At 54.0% G+C, this 24,883-nt stretch carries 24 protein-coding genes and 1 tRNA gene; 16 read left to right on the forward strand and 9 right to left on the reverse strand.

Going from position 1 to position 24,883, the window contains the following annotated elements:
• The first annotated feature begins 32 nt into the window (after window positions 1–32).
• From GH975_RS05980 to GH975_RS06025, 10 genes are all read left to right on the forward strand, one after another.
• Entirely contained in the window at window positions 33–1,049 is a 1,017-nt protein-coding gene (locus GH975_RS05980) for a tetratricopeptide repeat protein (RefSeq protein WP_153713650.1), read from the forward strand.
• Window positions 1,050–1,104: 55 nt separating this feature from the next.
• Complete coding sequence (locus GH975_RS05985; RefSeq protein ID WP_153713651.1) at window positions 1,105–2,070, forward strand: DUF3179 domain-containing protein; 966 nt, start codon at window positions 1,105–1,107, stop codon at window positions 2,068–2,070.
• 87 nt (window positions 2,071–2,157) lie between these two features.
• Window positions 2,158–3,168, forward strand: coding sequence for an ester cyclase (locus GH975_RS05990; RefSeq protein WP_153713652.1), 1,011 nt, complete (start codon window positions 2,158–2,160; stop codon window positions 3,166–3,168).
• Window positions 3,169–3,266: 98 nt separating this feature from the next.
• Window positions 3,267–4,505 (forward strand): ABC transporter substrate-binding protein, encoded by a 1,239-nt coding sequence (locus tag GH975_RS05995; RefSeq protein ID WP_153713653.1) that lies wholly within the window; start codon window positions 3,267–3,269, stop codon window positions 4,503–4,505.
• Between the two features lie 65 nt (window positions 4,506–4,570).
• Window positions 4,571–5,596: a carbohydrate ABC transporter permease gene (locus tag GH975_RS06000; RefSeq protein ID WP_153713654.1), complete on the forward strand. Its 1,026-nt coding sequence runs from the start codon at window positions 4,571–4,573 to the stop codon at window positions 5,594–5,596.
• The gene (locus tag GH975_RS06005; RefSeq protein ID WP_153713655.1) at window positions 5,596–6,480 is read left to right on the forward strand and encodes a carbohydrate ABC transporter permease; all 885 of its coding nucleotides are present in this window, start codon (window positions 5,596–5,598) and stop codon (window positions 6,478–6,480) included. Before GH975_RS06000 ends, GH975_RS06005 begins: the two co-directional genes overlap by 1 nt.
• 2 nt (window positions 6,481–6,482) lie before the next feature.
• Complete coding sequence (locus GH975_RS06010; RefSeq protein ID WP_153713656.1) at window positions 6,483–7,538, forward strand: ABC transporter ATP-binding protein; 1,056 nt, start codon at window positions 6,483–6,485, stop codon at window positions 7,536–7,538.
• A gap of 59 nt (window positions 7,539–7,597) precedes the next feature.
• Window positions 7,598–8,128 (forward strand): ester cyclase, encoded by a 531-nt coding sequence (locus GH975_RS06015; RefSeq protein WP_153713657.1) that lies wholly within the window; start codon window positions 7,598–7,600, stop codon window positions 8,126–8,128.
• Window positions 8,129–8,146: 18 nt separating this feature from the next.
• Entirely contained in the window at window positions 8,147–8,542 is a 396-nt protein-coding gene (locus tag GH975_RS06020; RefSeq protein WP_153713658.1) for a GlcG/HbpS family heme-binding protein, read from the forward strand.
• Window positions 8,539–9,381, forward strand: coding sequence for an isopenicillin N synthase family dioxygenase (locus tag GH975_RS06025; RefSeq protein ID WP_153713659.1), 843 nt, complete (start codon window positions 8,539–8,541; stop codon window positions 9,379–9,381). Before GH975_RS06020 ends, GH975_RS06025 begins: the two co-directional genes overlap by 4 nt.
• Here GH975_RS06025 and GH975_RS06030 read toward each other — a convergent pair.
• Entirely contained in the window at window positions 9,370–10,341 is a 972-nt protein-coding gene (locus GH975_RS06030) for a tRNA dihydrouridine synthase (RefSeq protein WP_153713660.1), read from the reverse strand. The genes GH975_RS06025 and GH975_RS06030 overlap by 12 nt on opposite strands.
• A 31-nt stretch (window positions 10,342–10,372) precedes the next feature.
• Window positions 10,373–10,831 (reverse strand): LexA family protein, encoded by a 459-nt coding sequence (locus GH975_RS06035; protein WP_153713661.1) that lies wholly within the window; start codon window positions 10,829–10,831, stop codon window positions 10,373–10,375.
• Between the two features lie 46 nt (window positions 10,832–10,877).
• Between GH975_RS06035 and GH975_RS06040 the strand changes: the two genes are divergently transcribed.
• Complete coding sequence (locus GH975_RS06040; protein WP_170272563.1) at window positions 10,878–12,554, forward strand: ribonuclease J; 1,677 nt, start codon at window positions 10,878–10,880, stop codon at window positions 12,552–12,554.
• Here GH975_RS06040 and GH975_RS06045 read toward each other — a convergent pair.
• Complete coding sequence (locus tag GH975_RS06045) at window positions 12,551–12,979, reverse strand: PaaI family thioesterase (protein WP_153713663.1); 429 nt, start codon at window positions 12,977–12,979, stop codon at window positions 12,551–12,553. The genes GH975_RS06040 and GH975_RS06045 overlap by 4 nt on opposite strands.
• Window positions 12,976–14,043: an enoyl-CoA hydratase/isomerase family protein gene (locus GH975_RS06050; RefSeq protein ID WP_153713664.1), complete on the reverse strand. Its 1,068-nt coding sequence runs from the start codon at window positions 14,041–14,043 to the stop codon at window positions 12,976–12,978. The genes GH975_RS06045 and GH975_RS06050 overlap by 4 nt, the downstream gene beginning before the upstream one ends.
• Window positions 14,044–14,117: 74 nt before the next feature.
• Between GH975_RS06050 and GH975_RS06055 the strand changes: the two genes are divergently transcribed.
• The 3 genes from GH975_RS06055 to GH975_RS06065 all read left to right on the forward strand — a co-directional run bounded on the left by GH975_RS06055 (window position 14,118) and on the right by GH975_RS06065 (window position 16,404).
• Window positions 14,118–14,194, forward strand: a tRNA-Arg gene (locus tag GH975_RS06055).
• Window positions 14,195–14,355: 161 nt separating this feature from the next.
• Window positions 14,356–15,573, forward strand: a complete 1,218-nt coding sequence (locus GH975_RS06060) for a tyrosine-type recombinase/integrase (protein WP_153713665.1) — start codon at window positions 14,356–14,358, stop codon at window positions 15,571–15,573.
• A gap of 108 nt (window positions 15,574–15,681) precedes the next feature.
• Window positions 15,682–16,404, forward strand: coding sequence for a hypothetical protein (locus GH975_RS06065; protein WP_153713666.1), 723 nt, complete (start codon window positions 15,682–15,684; stop codon window positions 16,402–16,404).
• Window positions 16,405–16,502: 98 nt separating this feature from the next.
• Here the strand turns inward: GH975_RS06065 and GH975_RS06070 are convergent, their stop codons facing one another.
• On the reverse strand, window positions 16,503–19,616 hold the full coding sequence (locus GH975_RS06070; protein ID WP_153713667.1) for a plasmid replication protein, CyRepA1 family: 3,114 nt from the start codon (window positions 19,614–19,616) through the stop codon (window positions 16,503–16,505).
• Window positions 19,617–19,780: 164 nt separating this feature from the next.
• Between GH975_RS06070 and GH975_RS12335 the strand changes: the two genes are divergently transcribed.
• Entirely contained in the window at window positions 19,781–20,365 is a 585-nt protein-coding gene (locus GH975_RS12335) for a tyrosine-type recombinase/integrase (RefSeq protein WP_153713668.1), read from the forward strand.
• 592 nt (window positions 20,366–20,957) lie between these two features.
• On the opposite strand, the gene GH975_RS06080 is transcribed toward GH975_RS12335, so the two are convergent.
• The gene (locus GH975_RS06080; protein WP_153713669.1) at window positions 20,958–21,095 is read right to left on the reverse strand and encodes a hypothetical protein; all 138 of its coding nucleotides are present in this window, start codon (window positions 21,093–21,095) and stop codon (window positions 20,958–20,960) included.
• Window positions 21,096–21,178: 83 nt separating this feature from the next.
• On the opposite strand from GH975_RS06080, the gene GH975_RS06085 reads away from it, so the two are divergent.
• Entirely contained in the window at window positions 21,179–21,652 is a 474-nt protein-coding gene (locus GH975_RS06085; RefSeq protein WP_153713670.1) for a DUF411 domain-containing protein, read from the forward strand.
• A gap of 82 nt (window positions 21,653–21,734) precedes the next feature.
• On the opposite strand, the gene GH975_RS06090 is transcribed toward GH975_RS06085, so the two are convergent.
• The 3 genes from GH975_RS06090 to GH975_RS06100 all read right to left on the reverse strand — a co-directional run bounded on the left by GH975_RS06090 (window position 21,735) and on the right by GH975_RS06100 (window position 24,810).
• Entirely contained in the window at window positions 21,735–22,142 is a 408-nt protein-coding gene (locus GH975_RS06090; RefSeq protein ID WP_153713671.1) for a c-type cytochrome, read from the reverse strand.
• A gap of 158 nt (window positions 22,143–22,300) precedes the next feature.
• The gene (locus GH975_RS06095) at window positions 22,301–23,041 is read right to left on the reverse strand and encodes a copper resistance protein B (protein WP_153714790.1); all 741 of its coding nucleotides are present in this window, start codon (window positions 23,039–23,041) and stop codon (window positions 22,301–22,303) included.
• A gap of 5 nt (window positions 23,042–23,046) precedes the next feature.
• Entirely contained in the window at window positions 23,047–24,810 is a 1,764-nt protein-coding gene (locus GH975_RS06100) for a copper resistance system multicopper oxidase (protein ID WP_153713672.1), read from the reverse strand.
• Between the last annotated feature and the right edge of the window lie 73 nt (window positions 24,811–24,883).

The raw sequence follows: 24,883 nt of genomic DNA on the forward strand, positions 1-24,883 counted from the left end.
GATGCTAGGATTAGCGCCTAGACGGAGCCACTATGCAATCACACCACGCCATCATTGATGCGCTCAAAGCGCATGACTATGCCACCGCCACCGACCTTACCAGCGCGCAACTCGTCCAGACCCCTGAGGACTGGCAGTTGCTGCAGTGGTTGGCGGACGCCCAACGCGGCCAACACCAGCACGAAGCTGCGGTCGAAACCTTAGAATCCGCTTTGCGCGTGGCGCCTGACCAGCTTGCGCCATTGGTTGCGCTGGGTATCGCGCTGCAGGGTGCGGCGGATTACGACCGTTCCATCGAGGTGTTGGATCGAGTCATCGAGCGCTCGCCGGGGTTGGAGCAAGCCCACAGCGCGCGGGCTTACAGTCTGCAACTACGAGGCGACCATGGCGCGGCGATCGAGGCCTACCACGGTGCGCTGGATGTCCATTTTGAACGCATTGCGACGCGAATCATTGAGCACCAAGGCATTAGCCAAGAAGACGCCGAGTTGTTCCAGTACGTCATGTTCAATGAGCTTAAGCGCGAGCCCTTCACCGCCATCGTCTACAACAACATTGGCCTGTGCTATCTAAACGGTGGCGAAACCGAGGGCGCCAAGGCTTACTTCAAAGACGCCATTCGGCATATCCCGGTTGGTTACGGCTTCCCAGATCCCGCTGAAAACCTTGAACTATTAGTGCCACTGGCAGCGCCCGTCCCGGATGACACGCGCGAGCGCTTTTACCAGCAGTTCGATGTCGACCTGCCAATCTATGGCGGCACCGGCAGTCGCCAGGACCCGGTCGTGCTGATGTACGAGCCCAGCGGCGCGGAAATGGAGTTGGTCAGCATCGAGCATCAATTCGTGCGCTGTGTCGGGCGCGGCATTGGATTTACGGTCGTCAGTTTCGTCGGCAGTGAATTGGTCACATTGGGCCCGCGCGTATTGGACAGGGTCCGATTTGAAATTGACGAGATCCAAGGAGTCGAGAAAAAACGCCTGATTCGAACGTTTTGGTTCGATATCACCGCGGTATGGCACAAAGACCCAACCTTAAACCCGCGCTAGCGGAACTGCTCAACGCTGCGCTGGTCTATGCTGGTAAGCACCACGGAGGGCGGGTATGCGTTACGCAATTTGGATCACGCTGGTATCAGTCATGGCGGCCCACGCAGCACCGGGTGGCGCCCAATGCACGCTGACTCAGCCGTTTTTAGCCTCGGCCTGGCCGGCGACTGATTTCACTCAGTGCTCGGTCGATCTGGCCGACGTTATCAGCGGGGGGCCGCGGCGTGATGGCATACCCAGCATTGATCACCCGATGTTCGCCAGCGTGGCGTCCAGCCAATTGGGCGCGGACGAACCGGTCATTTCCTTGGTTATTGATCAGGTCGCGCGGGCCTACCCCCTGCGCATTTTGATTTGGCATGAAATTGTAAATGACAGGGTGGCCGGCATTCCGGTCGCCGTGACCTATTGCCCGCTGTGCAACGCCGCACTGGTGTTCGATCGGCGCGTGGCGGGCAAAACGCTTGAATTTGGAACGACTGGGTTGTTGCGGCATTCGGACATGATCATGTATGACCGGGGCGGTGACAGTTGGTGGCAGCAATACACCGGGCAGGCGATTGCCGGCGCGATGACCGGCCAGTCGTTAACGTTGGTGGCCAACCGGCTGGAACCCTTTGCCGATTTTGCCGTGCGCCACCCGCAGGGTCAGGTGCTAATACCGAACGATCCGAACGCCCGCCGCTACGGTGCCAACCCTTACCAAGGCTACGACCAATCATCTCGGCCTTTTTTATATCAGGGCCCGTTGCCAGCGGGTGTTCCACCCATGCAGCGGGTTGCCGTTGCCGGGCGCACCGCGGTTGCGTGGCCGGACTTGCAGCGCGCCGGTGTGGTTGAGCGCGACGGTTACCGGTTCGAGTGGCAACCGGGCATGCGCTCGGCGCTGGACACAGCGGACTTGCGAGCCGGCCGCGCGGTGGGCAGTGTCCAGGTGACCCGGGCTCGCGTTTTGGTCCCGCACCACGTGACATTTGCCTTTGTCTGGCACGCATTTAATGCCGAGGAGGGCAGCGATTAGAAAAAAGAGACCGTCAGCCTAGACTTTGTGCATTCGTATGCAGTACCTTTTTGCCAACGATAAAAAATTGCGGAAAACGCCAGCACAATGAACCACACCACCAACAAACGCGTCCTGTTCGACGGCCTTCAGTCGCTGGCTCAGTCCAGCGTCGACGACATGGCCGCCACCATTGAGCGGCTGTACCACCCCGATGCGACCTGGCGCGGCTCGCACCCGATCAATGAGCTGGATTCACGCAGTGCAATTTTGACCGATGTTTGGCAGCCGCTGGCCCGGGCCATGCCCGACATGGAGCGGCGTGATGACATCGTGGTGGCTGGCGAATACGAAGGCGAGGAGTTCGTCGCCTGTATCGGTCACCTCAGCGGCACATTCAAAGCCGATTGGTTAGACATCCCCGCCACTGGCAAGACCTTGGCCGTGCGCTACGGCGAAGCCCACCAAATACGCGATGGCAAAATCGTCCAAACCACCATGATCATTGACGTGCTGGACGTGATTCGCCAAAGCGGCTATTGGCCGTTGCCGCCGTCGATGGGACTAGAAATGCGCTGGATGGCTCCGTTTACCGGCGATGGCGTTCGGCTGGACAGCACTGATCCGGAGCGCGGGGCCGAGGCGGTCCGCTTCATGCGCGAAATGCAGGAAGTGCTAGGCCAGTACAACGATCTGGAAGACAACACCCGCGACGGTCTGTTGCGGATGCCGCAAAAGGATTACTGGCACGACAAATTCATGTGGTACGGCCCAAGTGGCATCGGCACGACGCGTGGCCTTGAAGGTTTCGTGGACGGCCATCAATTGCCATTTCGAATTGCCTTCCCCAATCGCGACGGTGGTAATCACTACATTCGCATTGGCGATGGTCCGTACAGCGTGACCGGCGGATGGCCCAGCGTTTACGGCAACCACCTGGGCGGCAATTGGCTGGGAACATCACCGACCGGCCGTCAAATCAAAATGCGGGTCATGGATTTCTATTTAGAGCACGAAGGCAAGTTACGTGAGAACTGGGTGCCCATTGATATGTTGCATATTTTGCTTCAGATGGACATCGACATCTTGGCGCGTATGCGCCTGCAACACGGACGCTAGCGCAGGGCGTTGTTGACGCCTCGGTAGTGCCTGACGTCCTCAATGACGTATGTTGTTTTGGACTAGTTAATAAACCGTCTGCTGGAGGACGAATAGAAATGACAATTATGAAAAAAGCGCTGCTAGCCGCAGCTGTGACTGCCGCCAGTGCATCCGCATTTGCTGCAAACTGTGGGTTCAACGAAGGTCGCGTCAGCATCGTTGGCAACGAATTTCCGGCCATTCAGACGGTTGGCGCTGCGGCCGTGGCCTGTGCCAACGGTTCGGCGACAGTTGAAACCAACCTGACCAAAGACCACCAGAAAATTAACCTGGCGGGCATGAGTGGTAACCCTGCGGAATACACCAGCGCGATTGTCGCCAACTCGTCAATCGTTGCATTGATGAATGAAGACGTGATTCGTCCGCTGAACGACTTGATCGCCGCGTACGGCCAAGACATTCCTAAAAAGCAGTTGATTACCATTGGCGGTGACGTCATGGCGGTCGCGTTCATGGCCAACGCTCAGCACCTGGTTTACCGCGCGGACATCTTGGAAAAGGCTGGCCTGACGCCGCCGACCAGCTATGAAGAAATGCTCTCCGGTGCCGAAAAAATTCGTGCCATGGGCATCCTCGAAAACCCACTGGGTGGCGCCTACGCGGCGGGTTGGAACCTGGCTCAAGAATTCACCAACATGTACCTGGGCCACGGCGGCGAGTTTTACCAGCCGGGCACTGCACAGGTGGCCGTGAACAACGCCCAGGGCGTTGCAACACTGGAAATGCTAAAAGCCCTCAGCGGTTACATGAACCCGGATTTCCTGACGCACGACTCGAACCTGACGTCGGACGAATGGACCGCGGGTAATGTTGCGATGATGAACATGTGGGGATCGCGCACGGGTAACTTGCTGAATCCGGAGTCGTCAGACGCCATGGTACACACCAACACCAAAGTGGCCGGTCCGCTGACGGTCGGTGGTGGTTCGGATGCGGCATCAACGCTGTGGTGGGACGGCTGGACGGTATCCAAGAACATTTCCGATGCGGACGCCAAAGCGACCTTCTTGGCGCTGAAAGCGGGCACCAGCACCGGTATCTTGAATGACACCACGATGGGTCAGGCCGTTTGGATGATCGATGGCTACACGCCGGCACCGGTCAACGAAGGTGTGTTTGCGGCGATTGCTGCGGGCACCACGCCTTACCCAATGTTGCCTTACCACGGTTTGCTGCACACCGCACTGGGTGACAACGTAGCGGACTTTCTGAGCGGCAAGGAAAGTGCCGAACAGACATTGATGGATATCGAAGCGGCCTACACGGCAGCGGCCAAAGAGAAAGGCTTCCTGTAAGCCGACACCTCGCGTGGGGGCTTTAGGGCCCCTGCGTTTTCCTTTTCTATTAAAGAAGTGATCCGATGAAACACCGTTCGTTTTTCTGGTTCATGTTGCCGTCTGCATTGGCCATGCTGGTGTTTATCGCGGCGCCTATCGTGTCGGTTGTAATTCAGTCGGTCTACGCACCGCATGAACAAGTTATTAAAGAAGTAGAAAACTGCAGCATTTTTGGCTGCACCACCTCGACGACCGTTGATCAGGAAGCCACCCGCGCTAAACGCGGCGACGAGCCACTCGGACGTTTCGTGGGCACTCAGATTTACACCGACCGCAACCACTTGGCGACCGAAGAAATCGGTGTCGCGTGGCAGGCGTCGGAAAGCTTTGGTGACTTTTATAACAAAGCCACTAACCTGCCATTTTACGGCGCTATGTCATTCACACTGACGTACACCGCGGTGGTGACACCGATGGCCATTATCCTGGGATTCTTTATCGCCTTGGGCGTTAATGGATTGCCAAAGGTTTTACGTGGGCCGACGATTTTCTTTTCGTTGCTGCCGATGATTGTGACGCCCTTGGTTGGCGCACTGATTTTGTTTTGGATGATCGATTCCCGGGGCGTGTTGGGTGTCGCTTTGCAGTCACTGCTGGCGGACCCCAATTTGTCGCTCAAGGCCTCGACGCCAATGATGTGGGTGACCTTAATCGTTTACGGGGTTTGGTCCAGTTGCCCGTTTGCTTTTGTGGTGTATTACGCAGGGCTTCAGACCGTTCCACAGGACTCGATTGAATCGGCCAAGTTGGACGGTGCGTCGCGCTGGCAACAGACCTGGCACATTATCATTCCGCACCTGGTGCCGTTGACGACCTTTATGGCGCTGATCAAAATTATGGATAACTTTCGCGTCTTTGAGCCCATCGTTAGCTTCAATGCACAGGCTCACGCGCAGTCCTTGTCTTCCTTTATTTACAGTGACTTAGGCGGCGAAACTCAACTGCTTTCGTCGGCCGCTGCGACCTCGGTACTGACCATCGTCGGCGTCGTTATTCTACTAAGCCCGGTCCTGGTTCGGACGTGGCGTGACTATGGGAAGGCACGCTAATGAGTAGCAGCATCCAAGATCAAAAGCCGCTTTATCTTAAGGTCCTGATCAACAGTTTCCTGGTGATCTGGCTGGTGATGGCTGCGTTCCCATTTTTATGGACGGCCTGGGGCTCGTTCAAAGTCGAAGCCGATTTTTTCAGTAAAGCTGACTGGACCAACGCCCTGACCGGCGTTATGACCTTGGCTGAAACCGGGGGGTTATTTACCGGTGCAGGCTACGAGGGCGCCTGGATAGAAGAGGAGTTTTGGCGCGCCGGCCTGAACACCTTTATTGTCGTGGTCGCGACGGTGTGTATTTCGCTGACCTTTGGCACGCTGGGTGGTTACGCCCTGGCACGCAGCGGCTACCGCTACGCATTTTGGGTGCTGTTGATTGCACTGGTATTTCGGGCGATGCCGCCGATCACGCTGGTGTCGGGGTACATGCTGCCGTTTTTTGAACTCAATATGTGGGGCCACTTGCCGACCTCGATCATCGTGCTGGTGGCGATTAACCAGCCGTTCACGCTGTGGATGCTGACCTCGTTCTTTAAAAACATTCCGCAAGAGTTGGACGAGTCGGCGATGGTTGACGGCTGTACACGTTTCCAGGCCTTTCGCCGGGTGATTATTCCGGTGATGTGGCCGGGCGTCATTACCACCGGATTGTTCAGCTTTTTGTTGGCGTACAACGATTTCGCGGTCACCGCGATGCTGCTGAACGAAGAAAACAAAACGATGGTGCCGAAATTGGCCGGCTTCCTAGGCACCACTCAGACCAAGGGCAACGTCATGTTTGCGGTGTCCTCGGTGGTCTCGATCACAGCGCCGCTGTTTATCCTGGTGATGTTCTTTCAGCGACAAATCGTCAGCGGGCTGACCGCCGGCGCAGTTAAGGGTTAATCATGGCTTCAATTTCACTCAAAAATGTACAAAAGCGCTGGGGCAAGACGGTTGGCGTTAAAGACTTCAATCTCGAAATCGCAGACCAGGAGTTCTTGGTGTTGTTGGGGCCGTCCGGGTGTGGCAAGACCACGACCATGCGCATGATTGCAGGGCTTGAAGACATTACCCAGGGCGAGGTCATGATTGGCGATCGGGTCGTCAATAATTTGGAACCCAAAGACCGCGACATTGCCATGGTGTTTCAGTCGTATGGGCTGTACCCGACCATGACGGTGTACGACAACATTCGGTTCCCATTGAAAATTCGCGGTGAGGACAAGGCCGCGGCCCACGAACGGGTGATGCGCGCCGCCGCGATGGTGGAACTGGAACCCTTTTTGGACCGAAAGCCGGCGGCCTTGTCCGGCGGTCAGCGTCAGCGTGTGGCCTTGGCCCGCGCCATCGTGCGCGAGCCGACCGTGTTTTTGATGGACGAGCCGCTGTCGAACCTGGACGCCAAGCTGCGAGTGTCCACCCGTGCGCAAATTAAGAACCTGCAGCACGAGCTCAAAACAACGACCATTTACGTGACCCACGACCAGATCGAAGCCATGACCATGGCCGATCGCATCGTGGTCATGAGCCAGGGCGAGATCCAACAGGTTGGCACACCCGAAGAGGTCTACAACCACCCCAACAATACCTTTGTGGCGGCCTTTATTGGCTCGCCGGCGATGAACCTGACGGACGGCACGCTGGAGGGCGGAGTGTTCACCAACTCGCACATTCGCCTGCCGGGGCTGCCCGCGGTCATCGAAGGTCCGGTTACCCTGGGCTACCGTGCCGAGGACGCCAACTTAGTGGAGCAGGGCGGTCATTTAAACGGCCCTATTTTTTCGACCGAGCTGTTGGGTGATGCGACCATGGTGACCTGCAAAGTCGGTGATCAGCTGCTGAGTGTGAAAACCGACAAGGATTTCCGCGCCCCGATTGGCCAGCCGATGTCCGCCAGCTTGGACTTGGCCACCTGCCATTTGTTCGATGCCACCACGGGCGAGCGCTTAACCGGCCGGTAACGGCTATAGCGTCCACGGGCGGCCAACTGGGCCGCCTTTTTTAATTGCGAGGATTACCAATGAAAGGATCACGCCCACAGCAGGCCGTGTTAACCCGTGACACCGACATGAGTCAAACCGAGGCGACGCGTGCGGTTATCGAGGGCATGGTGGACGGGCTAAACGATCATCGCATCGCCGATATTGGCGAGTTTTTCAGCAGTGGTTTCAATTGGATGGGCAACCAAGGCTGCGGCACCAAGGCCGGTTTGCGTGAGTTTCAGGATAACTGGCAGCGACCGTTCCAAGCGGCCTTCAGTGACAAGGTCTGTATCGACGAAGCCCGGCTGTACATGGGTGAATGGGCGGCCGCGTTCGGGCGTCAAGAGGCGACCCATTCAGGCACTTTTATGGGCATTGCGGCAAGTGGTCAGCGCATTGAAATTCGCTACATGGATTTTTGGAAAGTGGTGGACGGTAAAATCGTCGATAACTACGTCAACGTCGACTTTCCCCATGTGCTCGCACAATTGGGCGTGGATTGTTTTAATGGCGAGGGCTGGGAGGCCTTTGATCGTGGCGAAAAGACCCCACCTACGCCCTCTAACTAAAACCACCAAGGAAGTCCTATGAACTCTATCCCCCAAATTCAGCTTGACGACGCCCAACGCCTGGCCAAAGCCGCCCGCGACTATGCCGCCACCAATGGCTGGAACGTCAGTGTCGCGGTCGCCGACTCGACCGGGCACGCCGTCGTGGTTGAGCGCATGCCCGGCGCGCCGCTGATGAGTGCGGAAATCGCATTGGACAAGGCCACCGGCGCTGTGCGCGCGGGCAAACCGACCATGGCGCTGGAAGACATGATCAACAACGGCCGTACCGCGGGCTTGCAATTGCCCGTGCTCGCTTTGGGTGGTGGCGAATTGGTGATGGTCGATGGCAAGGTGGCCGGCGCCGTCGGCATCAGCGGCCTGACCCCGGCGCAAGACGTCGAAGTCGCTAAAGCGGGCGTCAACGCACTATGAAGATCGGACTGGTCGACTGCCAAGCGGCGGATGCTGCGGCCCAGTTCAGCCGGTCCCTGACCGACACTGGGTTTGCGGTGTTGGTCAACCACGGTGTTGATGCGTCATGCATCGACGCCGTGTATCAGTCCTGGGCGAAATTTTTCGCCCAACCCGATGCGGTTAAACGCGAATTCGTCCAAGACGGGCAGCGTGGTTTTTTCCCCTACCGCAGCGAAAACGCCAAAGGTCAGGCGCAAAAAGATCTCAAAGAATTCTTCCAAGTGTATCCGGACGCTCGTGTTCCGGACGAGCAATTACAGATCACCCAAGACACCTACGACGCGTTGGCGGGTTTGGGACAGCGGCTGTTAGGTTGGCTGCAGCAACAGGCACCGACGTCGGTGAGCGAACAGTTTTCAGTGCCATTGACCGCGATGGCCGCGCAGTCACCCAAGACCATGTTCCGGATCCTGCATTACCCGCCGGTCGATGCCCAGCAGGCCCGTGCCGGCGCCATTCGTGCGGCGGCGCACGAGGACATCAACTTGATCACCTTGCTGTTGGCGGGCAGTGCGCCCGGTTTGCAGGCGATGGACCGGGACGGCCAGTGGCACGACGTCAGCTGCGACGCCGGTATGATTGCGGTCAACGCAGGTGACATGTTGCAAATGGCCAGTGGCGGCTATTACCCCTCGACCACCCATCGCGTGGTCAACCCGCAGGGCGCGGAGGCGGGCGTGGCGCGTTATTCGATGCCAATGTTTATCCATCCCCACGCTGATGCGGTATTGAAGCCGGGAACCACGGCGGACCAGTACCTGAACGAGCGGCTGCGCGAAATCGGCCTAGCGGGTTAGCCGCTGCGCGGCACTGATCGTCGCGTAGACCTCGTCGGCGGCGCGCAAGCGTTTGACCGCATTGAATAGCGATGGCCCCTGATCGAATCCGCGCTGGCTTTGGTTTAACCACTGTTTGATGCGGATGATTCGGTACGCGTCGTTGCATTCGTGGCGCGCCAGCATGTCACTCAATAATTCCCAATACCTCATCAGCGCATCCAAATAGTCGGTCCATGACCAAGGCGTGAAGTCAGGGTCCTTCAGTTGCATCGCCAAATCGGGGCGAGCGACCGCGCCGCGGCCAATCATCAGTTGTTCGCAGCCGCTGGATTCGTAGCAGCGCTGCCAGTCCTCGCGCGTCCAGACTTCACCGTTGGCGACCACGGGAATGGCCAGCGCTTCGCGAATGTCGCGCAGGTAGTGCCAGTGCGCCGGTGGCCGATAGGCGTCGGTTTTGGTCCGTGCATGGACCACCAGTTCCGACGCCCCGGCGTCCTCGAAGGCCAGCGCATTGTCGACGCACACCGAGGGGTCGTCGTAGCCCAGGCGCATCTTGACCGTCAGCGCGATGTGCGCCGGCAGGGCGTCGCGCACGGTGCGGGTGATGCGGTGAATCAAAGCGGTTTGTTTCAGTAAAATCGAGCCGCCTTGGCTTTTATTGACGGTCTTGGCCGGGCAACCGAAATTCAGATCAATCGATGGGCTGCCCAAGCGCACGGCGGTCAAGGCATTCAGCGCCATGAACTCGGGGTCACTGCCCAGCAGTTGAATGCGAAAGGGGGTGCCGGAGGGTGTTGCACTGGCGTGACTCAATTCCGGACCAAAGCGGTGAAAGACCCGGTCCGGTAGGCGCTGTGGCGTGACGCGGACGAACTCACTGGTGCACAAGTCATAACCGCCGACGGCGGTGACCAGTGTGCGCAGCGGCGCGTCCATTAGCCCCTCCATGGGGGCCAGGTGAATACGGGATGGGATCATGGCGCGCACAGTGCCATGCGCACCCAAAAAGTCAAACCTGGTCGCGAATGACCCCGCGTAAAATGCCGACCACTTCGACGTCCGCGTTGTCCAGCCAAATGGGTTCCATTTCGCTGTTGGCCGGCATCAGGCAGACGCCGTCCTTTTGCACGTAGAGTTTTTTCAAGGTGACCGTTTCTTGATTGATTCGAACCACGGCGGTTTCGCCGTTGGCAGCGGTTTGGGTGCGTTCGATCACAACCAAATCACCGTCCTGTATGTTCATTTCAATCATCGAGTTTCCTTTTACCCGCAGCGCAAAGGTATCCTTGCGACTGAGGGCGCGCGGAACCAGCACCAGTTCTTGCTGTTCCCAGGCTTCGATCGGCAATCCGGCCGCGACTTCGCCTAGCAAGGGTATTTCGACCATGCCATCGGCCATTAGGTCGGCCAGTGCATCATCGGACGGGATCAATGGTTGGCGGCGAACGGGCAACAAGATTTGGGTCATTTTATCGGCCTTGTTTATTTATACAGTACTGGAGCTTAATACAGTTTTGACGGACGCACAACATTGGCCGGATTTGGATCCGCACTGCCTGTATTTCTTGCCGGTTGGCGGGACCGGTGAAATCGGTATGAACCTGAACCTGTACGCCTATAACGGCCGATTTTTGTTGATTGACCTGGGCATCATGTTCGGTGATGAGGCGACGCCTGGGGTGGACGTCATTACCCCGGACATTCGGGCCCTGGAACCAATTGCCGACCGTATCGAAGCCTTGGTGTTGACCCATGCGCACGAGGATCATTTGGGCGCGCTTCGTTACCTGTGGCCGAAGTTGAAGTGTCCGGTGTACTGCACCGGATTTACCGCGCGCGTGGCCCAGCGCAAGCTCAAAGAGATGAGTGATAAACACGCCAAAGCGGTCAAGATTAAACGCGTTAATGCGGGCGATCGGGTTGAGCTAGGGCCATTTCGGGTGGAGTGGCTGCATTTGACCCATTCAATCCCGGAGCCCAACGGCATTGTGCTGGATGTGGCCGACCAACGCGTCTTTCACACCGGGGACTGGAAGTTGGACCCCAATCCCGTGGTCGGCGAAAGCTATGACGCGAAACGGCTCGAAGAAATCGCCGCTGAGGGCGTGGACTGGATGGTGTGCGATTCGACCAACGCCACCACGCCGGGCTGGAGTGGATCGGAGAGCGAGGCGGCCCGAAAGTTAGCCGAGGTGTTGGCCAACCGGCCCGGTCGCCTTGCGGTGACTTGTTTTGCCTCAAACGTGGCACGGGTTTCCAGCCTCGGGTCGTTGGCGCCGGGGCTTAAACGCCGCGTCAGCATCCTAGGGCGCTCGATGCACGAAATGACCCAGGCGGCCAAAATCGAAGGCTACCTGCCCGATTTTCCCAGCATCGTACCGGCCTCGGATTTGGGCTATTTGCCGCGCGACGAGCAGATGATTTTATGCACCGGATCGCAGGGTGAACCGCGCGCTGCGCTGTCCAAATTGGCCAGCGACACGCACCCGGACTTGCACCTGGAGGCGGGTGATACCGTCGTATTCAGCTCGAAAATGATCCCGGGCAACGAAAAGTCGATCGGGCGCATGCGCAACCAGTTCGCGGTTCGCAATATTGACGTGCTGGACGGCGAGGCGCTGGGCATTCACGTCAGCGGGCATCCGTGCGTGGAAGAGCTGAAATGGATGTATCAAACGATCGCGCCGCGCCACGCTTTGCCGGTTCACGGTGAGGGGCGACACTTGAAGGCGAACGCCGACATTGCCCGCGGCTGTGGCGTCAATGCGCTGGAAATACGCAACGGTGATTTGGTCAATCTGAGTCATGCCCAGGTGGTCGGCAAGGTCTACACCGGCCGCTGTGGGGTGGTCGGCAATTCGCTGATTCCAACCACCAGTGCCGCGCTGCGTGAACGCAACAAGGTCAAAATGGGCGGCAGCGTCACGGCCACGGTGGTGATTGATGGCAATGGCAAGCTGTTGGCGCCGCCGGGTATTCGTTTGTTGGGGGTCGCCGACCCGGCGACCGAAGAAGCCACGGGGGCGTCATTGATGCGCTCGATGACCACAGCGATTGAGGCCTTGGGCCCGAACAGCCTAAAAGACGACGCCGCCGTTCAGGATGCAGCCGAGCATGCACTGAAAAAAGCCAGCTACCGCAAGCTGGGCCTGCGGCCGGTGTGCCAGGTCATGGTGGCGCGACTGGGTTAAACCCGGGGCGCTGCGTAGCTTGCGGTGAACAAGGCCACGGCGGCGTCGCGGCCTTCGGGTCTGATGGTCGCCTCGGCGACGATCAAGGTGTGGCCAATGCGGATCAATTTGGCGGTGCACAGCAGCGGGGCGTCGCGGTCGGGTTTTTGTAAAAAGCGGCTGTGCATGTCGGCGGTTACGCAGGGGCCACCGGCGGGCCCCAATTCCCACAGAATCGCCAGGTACATGCAAATATCCGCCATCGCAAATAACGCAGGGCCACTGACGGTGCCACCGGGGCGCAAATGCATCGGCTGCGGTTGCATGCGGGTCACCGCAAAACGCGGGCCGACATCGTGCAAATCACCCATCAAGTTCCAAGTCGGGAACTGCTCCGTCAGCACTGCAATCATGTGCTCGCGGTCGGCAAAGCGGTCGTGACTCATCGAATCAGGCCCGCAATCAATTCACCCGGAACATCGCGGACGTCAGGGTAGGCCCAGTTCGGCGCTTGGTCCTTATCGATCAACAGCGCACGTACGCCCTCGGTGAATTCGCCATGCTGGACCAAGGCGTTGGCCAAGTTCAGGTCTGCTTGGAAGCACTCGCTAAGGCTGCTGTGACGGTGGCGGCGCAAGTAGGCATCGACCACGACGACACTGAGCGGGCTGGCCTTGGTGGCGGTCTTGGCGACCGTTTGCAGCCACGGATTGTGATGCGCCGATAGGTTTTTCAAACCTTCAAAGCGGTGCCATAAGGTCGGTGCATCGCGCAGGCCCAACAAGGTTTGGAGGTTTTGATGAACGTCCGAATCGTCGGCGGCGTGGGTGGCGGGGGCCATGCCGCGTAACAGGTGGTTGATCAGCCCCAGGTTACCTTCGAAATCGCCCATCCAGTCAAGTTGTGCCAGGTGCGATTTAACCGCCTCGAAGTACTCGTGACCCAGGTGCAGGTCCGCCAGATTGAGATAGACCGCATCCGCGCCACTTAGATGCGCGCCGCTGATGCCTATGAGCGGGCCAAGGCCCATCGGCACGCGGTTCAAAAAGTAGTTGGCACCGACATCGGTAAAAAAGCCGATCGCGGTTTCGGGCATCGCCATGCGCGTGCGCTCGGTGACGATCCGAACGTCCGCGCCTTGCAGCAAGCCCATGCCGCCGCCCATGACAAAGCCATCACCCCAAACCACCACCGGAGTGTTCGAGCGGTGAAGTAATTCATCCAATGCGTATTCCGTGGCGAAATAGTCGGCGGCGCGGGTGATTCGATCGAGGTCGTTTTCGCCGGGCTGCAGCTGGGTCACCGATTTCACATCGCCACCGGCGCAAAAGGCGCGATCACCGTCGCCCGAAATCAAGATGGCTTGGCAGTTCGCATCTTGTTGCCAGGTTTGAACCGCATTCATAAGCTCAATTGCCATCCAGGGGGTTAGTGCATTAAGTGCCGCGGCATTGGCAAGAATGGCGTGACCGACGTAGCGGTCACCGCCGAATTTTTCGATACGAATCATGGGGGCAATCTTATGTTGGCGAATAGTCGATTGAGGTTAGCGAATAGCAGGGGCTCTTGGTAGTCTAGCGCGATGCCCCTATAGCTCAGCTGGATAGAGCGTCCCCCTCCTAAGGGGAAGGCCTGTGGTTCGAATCCACATGGGGGCGCCAATTAAACCATATAAAAACAACAGCTTAGATTGGTGGCTCATCTCGAAATTCCTAGCTTTTCACTGAAAATAGCATGCACAAATCGTGCACAACATGCACACATCTATGTCAGCGTGAGTTTCTTCTTGATACTGTGTTGAAAACAGACATGGAGATTGTGTTTGGAAGATCAGATCGACGTCAAAAATGATGGGCGAATTGTCTTGTATAAGCGGTCAAGCGCGCCGGACGCTGTGTATCAGGTAAGGCTGAGGGTTCCAGGAAGCAACGGCTACAAACGGTGCTCTACCAAGCTGTCTAATCCAAGGGAAGCGGAGCACTTTGCTCTTAATCTGTATGAAGAACTGTATTTCCATGTCCGTGATGGTGGGTCGCTAAATGCGCCTCGATTTGCCAAAGCATTTGATTCTTGGAAGAAGGCGTGCGCAAAGAAAAATACAACGCTGAAAAAAGGGAGTTGGGATCGAACCATTCAGATGGTCGAGATGTACGCTCTGGATTACTTCAGGGATGTGCAGATCGACAAGATTGGTAAAAAAGAGATCAGCGCATACATTGCTTGGAGATACGACAACTACCGTAAAAAGCCACCATCCGAAGATACGCTCAAGCGAGAGTGCACCGCACTTAGATCGTTCTTTAGGTACCTTCAAGACGCGTCTTCAATACCTAGAATTCCTGACTTCCCCACAGAACTAAATAAAACCAAAAACAATCGTAGGCCAACATTTAGTCAGACCGAGTGGCGCAAGATAGGGCGCAACCTGCGGGAGTGGGTGAAAGCTGGAAAGAGACTAGGGAAGTGGCGTGATCGATTTGTGGCTCATCAGTACTTCCTCATTTTGGCAAATACCGGAATGCGGATCGGCGAAGCTAGGCATCTCAAGTGGAAAGATCTCCGCAGTGTAAATACCGATGATGGGTCTCGCCTGATTGCGGACGTCGAGGGGAAGACTGGCAGGCGAGAGGTGGTGTTTCAAAAGGGTGCAGAAGAATACGTAAAGCGACTCTACGATCTTAGGCGAGACGAGCTTGAACGAGACCCTCCGGCGGTGGAGCCTGTTTTTATTAGCCGCAGAACAGGCCTTCCCTACACTAGTTTTAAAAGGTCGTTCAGTTCGATGCTTACCTACTGTGGGATAGATGCTGAGAACGAAAAAGGAACAAGGACGATCTACTCACTTAGGCATTTCTACGCCACGATGCGGCTGATGGAGGGGGTGAGCCCCTTTCTACTATCAAAACAGATGGGGACTTCCGTCGAGATGTTAGAGAAGTTCTATGGACAAGTGATTACTTCAGAGGTTGCGGACAAGATCTCTTCAACCAAGGCGAATTTCAAAATCCGAGCTACCGAGTCGCGCGATTATCCATTCTGACCTCTTAGAAAAATTGCTTTTATTTTGACATCTAAATTTTTTTTGTTGATGTGGAATTTGGGTTTGCTATACATATAAGAGTGTCAAAAAGACTTATAAGGGCGATAGATGTCAATCTCATTGGAAAGGTCCAAAGGATCGGAAAAACTAAAAAATTATAGGATTTCAGTGTCGGGTTATGGTGGAGAATCCGCATACATCTCGATCTCCAAAGCGGCATGTGATTTTTGGATAGAGTCTCTCGAAAATAGCGACAATGATGCAGTCGAGTACTGCCTAAATGCCGACAGCGGTGATTTCGATTTTGACGAAATTAATGAGGTCCCAGCTGACGCAAAGTTTCTTTTTGACGAGAAGAGTGGTCAAAGCGATCACGTGTTTGAATCGCCGGACAAGACCGCTCATTTGTGGGGACCTTCTGTTCAACTGGCAACCGTCGATGTTGACCTGATTGAGAATGTAGAGAATCCGGATGAGGTTACTGAGAACGTTATATCCGGCGAAGGTGTTGACGATTTGAGCGCCAGGATTGGTGATCAGACTGACTTCGAAGTGGACATATTTGAAGAGCCGGCGGACGGAACAATTTCGTATCCAAGTCCGGGGGATTGTGTGTTTTTGTTCACTAGCCTTGAGAAGGGAACGTTTTACGAGTGTTTTGTATCTTTGTCCGAAGAGTTCGACGCTACTAAAATTCGGTTTGTTGTGGGAGAAGCACCAGACGGTCAGGACATTGTCCTGGGTGTAAAGTATGACGGCCAAGCAATAGAAAACTTAGGTGGCGATACTGTTGGGCAGGGGTACTCTGCACACGCGTGGGAGCAGCTCTAAAAAATATTCATTTGAGCTTCGAGAAGGGCACCCCTCGTCAGGCCCTTCTTCAAGATAACAAAACACACTTTATGAATTTTTATATAAAAGTTGGCCTGTTATCTCAAACCAACACTGGCTGCCCACTTTTCATGGCCTGACAATGTATTTCTTGGAGACAGCTCACCAACACTGTCTCTGCCCGGAAACATCCATCTCCACTGCCCATCATTAAACTTGTGCTGGTACTTTTCCGTGATGTAGCACCAGCCAATGCCGTAGCGGTCAGCCATCTCTTGGTGGGCGGTAGCTAGGTCAAGCTCTTCCTCAGTGGACAGTGGCTGGAGATAGAGGTCCAAGGAATGTATTGCTGTAGGGTCTAGAGCATAAAAATACTGCTTCACCCCAGTTTTTCCGGATGACCGGGTTCTGATGAGTGAAAGTCCTATTAGATCAAGAAGCTTGTTTAAAAATTGCGTCGGCTTGGACTGGATGTCAGCACGCACTTTGATACCAACATGGGTTCTCAGTGGAACTGCTAGCTGGGCCGCCTTAGAGGCAAATTCATTTAAGTCATCCTTAGTTATTTCCACATCGGGCTTGAAGGTGAAGTTCTGATACAGAGGGGTGTGCTGCAAAAGCATGCCGAGCACCATGTCTCGGTAAAGTGGGTCTGCAATCAATGCTGTCTTGATGTCCGATCCCAAATCTACGCCAATCTCAAAATTTTGCTGCATTCTCTTCTTGTCAGTTAGACGCCGGTAAAGAGAGATTTTTGTACGTAGCCGTTGATCTTGATCCTTCTCAATCAACTCCTGGGTTACATCACACTGATAGAACCGCTCAATCCGGGTCCTAAGGAATGCATTTTTTAGATCTTCTGGAATAGGAAGTTGGATGCGGCTTATTCGGTCCTCTACTCTTAAGAAGTCATAGAGGCTCAGGCAAGGTGCCTCGAAGATTGCTTTGACCTTCTGAGCGCTGAGCACGTCAGATGCGACCTGTAACCTGTCTCTACCTGACTTGCTTGCTACTGTGTCGGGGTCAACAAAATTAGCCAGATAGCCTTGATCATTTTTGTAGTTGAGAAAGTTGAGTTTTAGCTGATTGAGTGACTTGTGTCGGTCTTGAACTATCCGGGCAACCATTGGGGTAAACAGGTCATCCGGGGCTTGGTGGCCAGCCTCTACGGAATGACCCTCAAGCAAGTTTTCTAAATGCCGGGTCTGAACATCAGCCAAAATTGCGGAGTAGTCTGTTTCCAGGTCGTCCTTTGCTGGGTCGATCCACACGCAGACCTGCTTCGGATTTCGCACCCTCAACAACTGTTGATCTATATCGCGGTGGTCAGTCACGCCGCCCACAAATAACCCAACCACCACATCTACATGTTGGGCGTCGTCCGGAAAAGAAATATCAACGCCTGTACCGAGAGAGGGCGACGCCAGTACCGCATCGTAGTTAAGTATTTCTTTCTTCACATCTTTGATGAATGTTTGTGCGTCCGCCGACTTCGAGTTCTCGGAGGTGATGTGGAACACCTTGGGTGCGCCTCCACCTGGCCTCTTGGAATGTGAGATTAGTTCGGCAACCTTGAGGACTAGATTCTTTGAATTGGAGGTAACAAACACTCGTTTGCCTGCGGAGATAAATTCGCACAACTGCTCAATTAGCTGATCTCTCGAGTTGTAGACATCTATATTTTTCCCGCTAGTCTCTTGCCATTCATTGATTCTGACAAAGCAGGGTGCCGCCGGCGGGCGCAGACTGAGCAACGTGTGGAATGCAGACCAGGATAAATCCGCATCTAAACAAACTATTTTTTTTGCGTTCTGAACGAGCCTAGTAAATGAATCCCAGATCAGATGCCGCTTCCCGCGCAGAGTGTCAGACAGGAAGTGCGCTAGTACTTGCTGAACCTCATCAATGATAACGACGTCGTAAACGGATGCTCGGATTTTGGGAAGGCTGTCTAAGCAAATGCCATAACGTTTCCGTTTCTCAATGATTTCGCCGTGCGACAACTTGTTGTCATCCAGATAGCTATGAAGGCCGACCCTCTCGCACATCTCTCCTATTAACGCTTGTCGGTGCCCAATGAGAAGGATAGATGTGTCTGTGTAGATGCGACTATCGCCCTCAAAGCTGGATTCCTCGTATTCAGCAAAAGACTGATGCCGGAATTTGAGCCGAGCGACTTCACGTTTCACAAACTCTGTTTTACCCGAACCTTTGGGGCTCCTGACAAACAAGACACCATTGCTGACATTGAAGTCTGGCAGGTATCTTTCCTCGGAAAATTCTACCGATGCCACGGTGAATTCCCCGCCATCCATAAACCTCTCGATCCCTTCAGCCTTACGGTGAAAGGTTTTCATGTTCTTTGCTTGAGAAACCTCTCGCATGGTCTCAACAAAATTATCAATTGCCGGCGCACTAGATCGCGCTGTGGACGGCGCCCACCGGGTTACACAGCACACAGAGCAGTAGTGATACACCTCGTTGTGATCGTTAAGCGCCAAGAAAGAGCTGGGATTGGTATCGAGGTGAAAAGGGCAACGCACCACAGTTTTCGAGGAAACTTGATCCGCAGTGATGGTGCCGCCTGTCTCGGTTGTAAATTGAGTACCTCTCATGAATCGTGAGGTTGTCGTGCCGGTAAATGCTAGACGCCGTTTCCGAACCGTAAGTGCACGACCGTTTGCAATGAGGTCATCCACATCAACTTCTGAGAGCGTTTGGTCAAACCGAGCGATGAGGGCAGCGCTATTTCCATAGAACATCCTCGCTGGGTCAGAAACAGAGATATCCCCCCCAAACATTTGAGCGAGTGCCCGAGTCGCAAAGGTTAAGTGCGCAGGGCTCTCGATCGGTTTCTCAAGAAGGAAAACAATTCGGTAGCGGTGGACGTCGGGGGAGTGTGAGGGGGTTGTGTATATAAAGGCGGCGGAGTTTCGGATATAGGCGTTGGACTCGGCCTGATTAAGACTTAGGCCTCCGTCAACATCAACGCATAGGCAATGAGCTTGGCTAAAATATTCAGACTTCCGGGTGTCACCAGTAAATGCATAGGAGAAGGCAATTCCTGAGGTGACCAGCTGAAGAAACTCGTCACAGCTGACTTCGTATGTCTCAAATCCTTGAGCGAAGAACTTTGGGTCAGCCGGTGAATTCTTATTGATCAGGTTGGGGTTGAAGGAGATTAGCCATTTTTGAGTCGATTCCTCGGTCACACTCGGATCCTGTTCATCGCATTTTTTTCAGTATAGAACAGCAAAATGATACTGAGTATCCATAAGCGATTGATCTATCAAACAAAAAATAACGTCGCAGAAAGTGTCCAGGAAAATCCCATTACATTATGATTTATCTCACTATTTCGTACTGAGATTTAGAGATGAGTGGATTGGGGAAACAGGCCAAGGTCTTAAGCAAGGCCCAGGTCGAAATGATTTCGAATTACCTTCTGACTAAGCGGAATGGGCTGCGGAACCAGACCATTTTTCTACTTTCTGCACGGGCGGGTCTAAGAGCAAAGGAAATCTCAGCGCTGACATGGGAAATGGTGCTCACCAGTGACGGGGAAATCTCAAAAGACATTTCCCTCACCGATCAGGCATCGAAAGGAAAGGGCGGCCGTGTCATTCCAATGCACAAATCCATAGAAGCCAACCTGCAGCTTCTCCGGGAAAGGGGCGGAGCGAGCGGAGCCGTAATCAAGAGTGAGCGGTCAAGTTCAGTAACTCCCCAGATGATCGTGAACATTTTTCGCGGGTGGTACTCAGAACTTGGTCTTGTTGGGTGTTCTTCGCACAGTGGTAGACGGACATTCTTAACTGCCACGGCTCAGAAGATTAGTCTCGTCGGAGGATCGATTAGAGACGTTCAGGCCTTAGCTGGCCACCGGTCGCTGCAGACAACCCAGCGTTATATCGAAGTGAGCGGAGCTGCGCAGAGGAGGGTTGTTGCCTTGCTTAACTGATAATCAGCGGAATACGGCAAAACGCATGTGAGAAGAAGGCTGGAGACTATAGAACTTTCGTCCGTAAGATTGCGCTGGCTTTGAAGGTCGCCCCTATTTTTAAAGTGGCCCGCCTAGGGATTGGTGGCATTTGCGACTACTCTAGTGCACCCCGAATAGCTACACGGAAGCTTAGAGTGTTCATCTCCGCATCGCGGGCAAATACCTTCCAAAACCCAGGCGATGGAAATGCCAGCTGATCCGATAAGCTATTGCGTTCAAATTTAAATTGATCATTTAGATAAATGGTCAACGGATATTCGGCACCTGAGAATACTGAGCGTAATGAATTCCGCCCTTTTTGGGAACGAAGCTGTATGTATTAAGGAGTTTGATTATCGCAAGTATCCAATTGCCTTGTGCCGCTTGATGGCTTCGACGTTTTACTAAGAGCACTCCTTACTCAGGGCACTTCTCAAAATGACATCGATGAAACTTTAGGGTTGGTATCACGCAGGTGAAGTTGAGTGGATTGCCGATATTCCAAGCGATTTCCGACAACCTCACTCGCTGTAAATAACGGCTTCGTAAGAAAACGAAGCCATTCATTGGGCTAGGCCGCTTCGGTCTGCAGGCCAAACCATTCCAGCTTGGCGATGTCATCGAAGATTGCCTCTTCAACCCACTCGTACATCACGACCTCTGCGTGATCGCTTCCAAAGTGAAGGTCAAAGGTCTTGATTCCTTCCAATGCTCTCAGCCGGGGCGATGGCGCTCAGCTCATTTTGTGTCATGATGAATGCATTGCGACTTCGTTGGAGTTAGGAGAATCAAATGATTAAACGACTAGCGTTATTTGTTGCGTTGTTGCCCAGCACAGGGGCGTTCGCGGCGGACCCGCATTGGTTGAAAGGGATGGATGACGGGGTGTACACCATTCAGGTGTGGCGCAGTGAGTCCTGTGGTTGCTGCAAGGATTGGATTAAGCATCTGGAAAGCCATAACTTCGACGTCATTGATACGCCGGTTGCAGACTTGAATGCGATCAAGGATCAGTATCAAGTTCCTGCTGGGGCACGTTCGTGCCATACCGCCAAAGTGGGGGATTTAATCGTTGAGGGGCATGTGCCCGCCCAGGACATTAAAGGCGCATTACGATCCGCTGATCAACCGGATTTATTGGCCGCACCTGGAATGCCCTCGGGCAGCCCGGGGATGGATCAGCCCGGCGCACGCAAAGACAGTTTTGCAGTGTTTGCGTTAGCGGATGGACAGGTGTCTGAGTGGAGTAAACACGAAGAATACTAAACCCCGAAGTTCTTTTGTCCCCTTGTATGAACCGCTTGGCCAGTGGTTTGGGCATTCCGCCGGAGAGTGTTCTCTAGACACGTCACTCTCTCGCGGTTGCCCTTTGGTTTCTTATAGATTCTGGCCAAGTGGATTCAATGTAACTGAGCACCGCGACAATTTCCTGGTCACTCAAAATATCGCCATAAACCGGCATATTTGTCGCGTAATTTGGATCATCGATTAGGCTGGTAATGCCGTCTTTCAGAATAGTAAACAGCATCTGGTCCGGATGGTGCCAAGTGTGTCCAGTCTCGTCATGGGGTGGTGCGGGAAGCCTTCCGCTTTGATCCCTTTGTCGCCAATTGCCTTGACCTTCGAGATTCTTCCCGTGGCAAACAGCACAGTACTGCTGGTAGATTACCGCTCCCTGACTAACAACCGCCAATTGATCAGGCTCAAGTTCGACTGCAGGAGAGCGTGGCTCCGCGTTGAATGCGTCGGTTTTCATGAGGCCAAAAACGCCTAGTGCGGCTAGTATCGATACGACGCCAATTAGTGCCCGCGTATTTCGTATATGCATAATTTCGGTCCAGTTTGTTGAAGAGCCCTCAATTGGGCTCTTCTGTAAGTAGAGACCTGAACGATCTTCAACTTGTCTGGCTAAGGTTAAAACACGAAGCGTGCTCCAAGTACACCTAGCCAATTAGATGTGCTGTTGCCCTCGTCCACTGCTAAATCAGCGGAGTCGCCATACTTGCGTTCGTAAACTACGCCAATGTACGGAGAAAACAGTCGGTCAACAACATCGTAACTTAATCGCAAGCCAGTTTCGGTCGAGACGAGTCCCTCTCCAACGCCAATCTCGGAGTCCTCATTAAACGCCGCGGTCGCATCCAGGTTTGCAGTTAACACGAGGTAGTTTGTGAACAACACTTCATACTCTGCATCTATGGAACTTGACCAGTTGCCTTCGTCACTGAGAAATAGATTTGCATCCACTTCGAACCACTGTGGCGCAAGTCCGCTTATGCCCGCGACCGCATAAGCCCGGTCGGGTCCGTTAGGGCTGTCAAACCGCACGCCAGCTTTTGCGTCGAAAAAGCTTGAGATTGGAATCTGACCCACGATTTGATTTTCCAGGCCTTCATATTTGTCCTCCGTTAAGCTGTATTCACCCTTGGAGAGGAGGCGTACCTTGAGCTCATCAGTCCCATAAAATAAATCGGCGTTCCATACTGCCAATTCATCATCATCATCACTGTATCGATACTCAAACTCCTCTACTTGAACACCCCAAGTGATGAACGATTTATTTCGATCAGTTTCGTCTTTGATTAACTCTGCCGCGCTCAAAACTGAGGAAGCGGACGTAGTGGCGAAAAATAAGCTCACCCCAAGGAGTTTCATAGGGATCACGAATCACCTCCCGGAGTGACAGTTGTTGCCAGCTTTGCTTGCTTAATCTCGGGCCCACCTTCAACGATGATTTTTCGGAACATTCCGGCGGACGCGTGATAAGACAAGTGGCAGTGAAAAGCCCACTGCCCAGGCTCATCTACTTCGGTTTCCGTATACACGGTTGTGCCGGGCTGGACACTTACGGTGTGTTTGATTGGGTTCCACTGGTCTGCGCCAACATCTAAGATGCTCCACATACCGTGCAGGTGCATTGGATGTGTCATCATGGTTTCGTTAACAAATTTGAAGCGAACACGCTCTCCATACTGCAATCTGATTGGCTCGGCGTTTTCATACTTGACACCATTTATGCTCCATAAATACCGCTCCATGTTGCCAGTCAGCCGAAGCTCAATTTCGCGTGTTGGCTCACGATCCTCATATAGCGGCTTTTGGGCCTTTAAATCAGAGTATGAAAGAAACTTCCCTCCGTTAGCTGCCTTAGGGATCAATCCACTGCCGTCGGCATAAAACTTGTCTTCAGTTTTGCTCATGGCCATGTTCGAGTGGTCCATGCCTGCCATGTTCGAATGGTCCATGCTTGCCATGTTCGAATGGTCCATGCTTGCCATGTTCGAATGGTCCATGCTTGCCATGTTCGAATGGTCCATGCTTGCCATGTTCGAATGGTCCATGCTTGCCATGTTCGAATGGTCCATGCCTGCCATGTTCGAATGATCCATGCCCATATCAGCCATGGTGAGCCTCGCCGGGTCTCTAAGTTCAGGTACAGGCGCAGCCAATCCATTTTGGACCGCCAGGGTTGCCCTCGCAAAACCCGACCGGCCCATCGACTCAGCAAAAATAGTGTAGGCCTCGGCATCCTTTGGCTTAACGATCACATCGTAAGTCTCCGCCACACCAATTCGAAACTCATCCACCTTTACGGGCTGAACGTTGTTCCCATCGGCTTGAACGACTGTCATTTCAAGCCCTGGAATTCGAACATCGAAATACGTCATCGCGGAAGAGTTAATGAATCTAAGCCTAATTCGTTCGCCGGGCGTAAATAGTCCGGTCCAGTTTTGGTCGGGGCCCTTACCGTTAATCAGACCAGTAAATCCTTGCAAATCCTCTACGTCAGCTTTCATCATTCTCATGGAGCCCCAAGCCATCCGATCACTAACGGTCGAGCTCACACCGTTCTCCTTAACTTCGGCTAAGAAATCTCCGAACGTCTGCTGTTCCCGGTTGTAGTAGTCAGCTGCTGTTTTCAGATTCCGCATGATGCGATTGCCTGAGTGGGGGTGTTTATCGGTAAGTTGAACGACGTAATCTCTATCGTATCGGAAGGGTTCGCGACCCTCGGGCTCAATTACAATAGCTCCGTAGGCTCCGTCCGGCTCCTGGAACCCTGAGTGGCTGTGGAACCAGTACGTTCCGGCCTGCTGAATCGGAAACTGATAAGAAAAGGTTTCCCCTGCAGCGATCCCTGGAAAGCTAATCCCAGGGACTCCGTCTTGATTGAATGGCAATATTAATCCATGCCAGTGAATAGACGTCGCTACATCTAGATTATTCGTCACATTAATTTTTACTTTTTCCCCCTCTTTAAATCGCATTATAGGTCCGGGGGAACTGCCGTTATAACCAATTCCTTTTTTAACGAAATCACCTGTATCGATAGTAACTTCATCGACAGATAACTCGTATTCGCCGGCAATTGAGGCGGCGCATATTAGAAATCCACAAATTCCTGTTGCAAATTTACTCTTCATAATGTCAGCTCCGGACTTTATCCAGTCAAAAAACAGCTTCCTCTAGGTACGTCATTTCTAAAAATGCAGATAG

It is taken from the genome of Litorivicinus lipolyticus, from assembly GCF_009650135.1.
GTDB classification, from domain to species: domain Bacteria; phylum Pseudomonadota; class Gammaproteobacteria; order Pseudomonadales; family Litorivicinaceae; genus Litorivicinus; species Litorivicinus lipolyticus.

What these genes read in the sequence shown, in the direction of transcription:
- GH975_RS05980 (WP_153713650.1), top strand. Translation starts at nt 33, where the DNA reads ATGCAATCACACCACGCCATCATTGATGCGCTCAAAGCGCATGACTAT.
- GH975_RS05985 (WP_153713651.1), top strand. Translation starts at nt 1,105, where the DNA reads ATGCGTTACGCAATTTGGATCACGCTGGTATCAGTCATGGCGGCCCAC.
- GH975_RS05990 (WP_153713652.1), top strand. Translation starts at nt 2,158, where the DNA reads ATGAACCACACCACCAACAAACGCGTCCTGTTCGACGGCCTTCAGTCG.
- GH975_RS05995 (WP_153713653.1), top strand. Translation starts at nt 3,267, where the DNA reads ATGACAATTATGAAAAAAGCGCTGCTAGCCGCAGCTGTGACTGCCGCC.
- GH975_RS06000 (WP_153713654.1), top strand. Translation starts at nt 4,571, where the DNA reads ATGAAACACCGTTCGTTTTTCTGGTTCATGTTGCCGTCTGCATTGGCC.
- GH975_RS06005 (WP_153713655.1), top strand. Translation starts at nt 5,596, where the DNA reads ATGAGTAGCAGCATCCAAGATCAAAAGCCGCTTTATCTTAAGGTCCTG.
- GH975_RS06010 (WP_153713656.1), top strand. Translation starts at nt 6,483, where the DNA reads ATGGCTTCAATTTCACTCAAAAATGTACAAAAGCGCTGGGGCAAGACG.
- GH975_RS06015 (WP_153713657.1), top strand. Translation starts at nt 7,598, where the DNA reads ATGAAAGGATCACGCCCACAGCAGGCCGTGTTAACCCGTGACACCGAC.
- GH975_RS06020 (WP_153713658.1), top strand. Translation starts at nt 8,147, where the DNA reads ATGAACTCTATCCCCCAAATTCAGCTTGACGACGCCCAACGCCTGGCC.
- GH975_RS06025 (WP_153713659.1), top strand. Translation starts at nt 8,539, where the DNA reads ATGAAGATCGGACTGGTCGACTGCCAAGCGGCGGATGCTGCGGCCCAG.
- GH975_RS06030 (WP_153713660.1), bottom strand. Translation starts at nt 10,341, where the DNA reads ATGATCCCATCCCGTATTCACCTGGCCCCCATGGAGGGGCTAATGGAC.
- GH975_RS06035 (WP_153713661.1), bottom strand. Translation starts at nt 10,831, where the DNA reads ATGACCCAAATCTTGTTGCCCGTTCGCCGCCAACCATTGATCCCGTCC.
- GH975_RS06045 (WP_153713663.1), bottom strand. Translation starts at nt 12,979, where the DNA reads ATGAGTCACGACCGCTTTGCCGACCGCGAGCACATGATTGCAGTGCTG.
- GH975_RS06050 (WP_153713664.1), bottom strand. Translation starts at nt 14,043, where the DNA reads ATGATTCGTATCGAAAAATTCGGCGGTGACCGCTACGTCGGTCACGCC.
- GH975_RS06065 (WP_153713666.1), top strand. Translation starts at nt 15,682, where the DNA reads ATGTCAATCTCATTGGAAAGGTCCAAAGGATCGGAAAAACTAAAAAAT.
- GH975_RS12335 (WP_153713668.1), top strand. Translation starts at nt 19,781, where the DNA reads ATGAGTGGATTGGGGAAACAGGCCAAGGTCTTAAGCAAGGCCCAGGTC.
- GH975_RS06085 (WP_153713670.1), top strand. Translation starts at nt 21,179, where the DNA reads ATGATTAAACGACTAGCGTTATTTGTTGCGTTGTTGCCCAGCACAGGG.
- GH975_RS06090 (WP_153713671.1), bottom strand. Translation starts at nt 22,142, where the DNA reads ATGAAAACCGACGCATTCAACGCGGAGCCACGCTCTCCTGCAGTCGAA.
- GH975_RS06095 (WP_153714790.1), bottom strand. Translation starts at nt 23,041, where the DNA reads ATGAAACTCCTTGGGGTGAGCTTATTTTTCGCCACTACGTCCGCTTCC.
- GH975_RS06100 (WP_153713672.1), bottom strand. Translation starts at nt 24,810, where the DNA reads ATGAAGAGTAAATTTGCAACAGGAATTTGTGGATTTCTAATATGCGCC.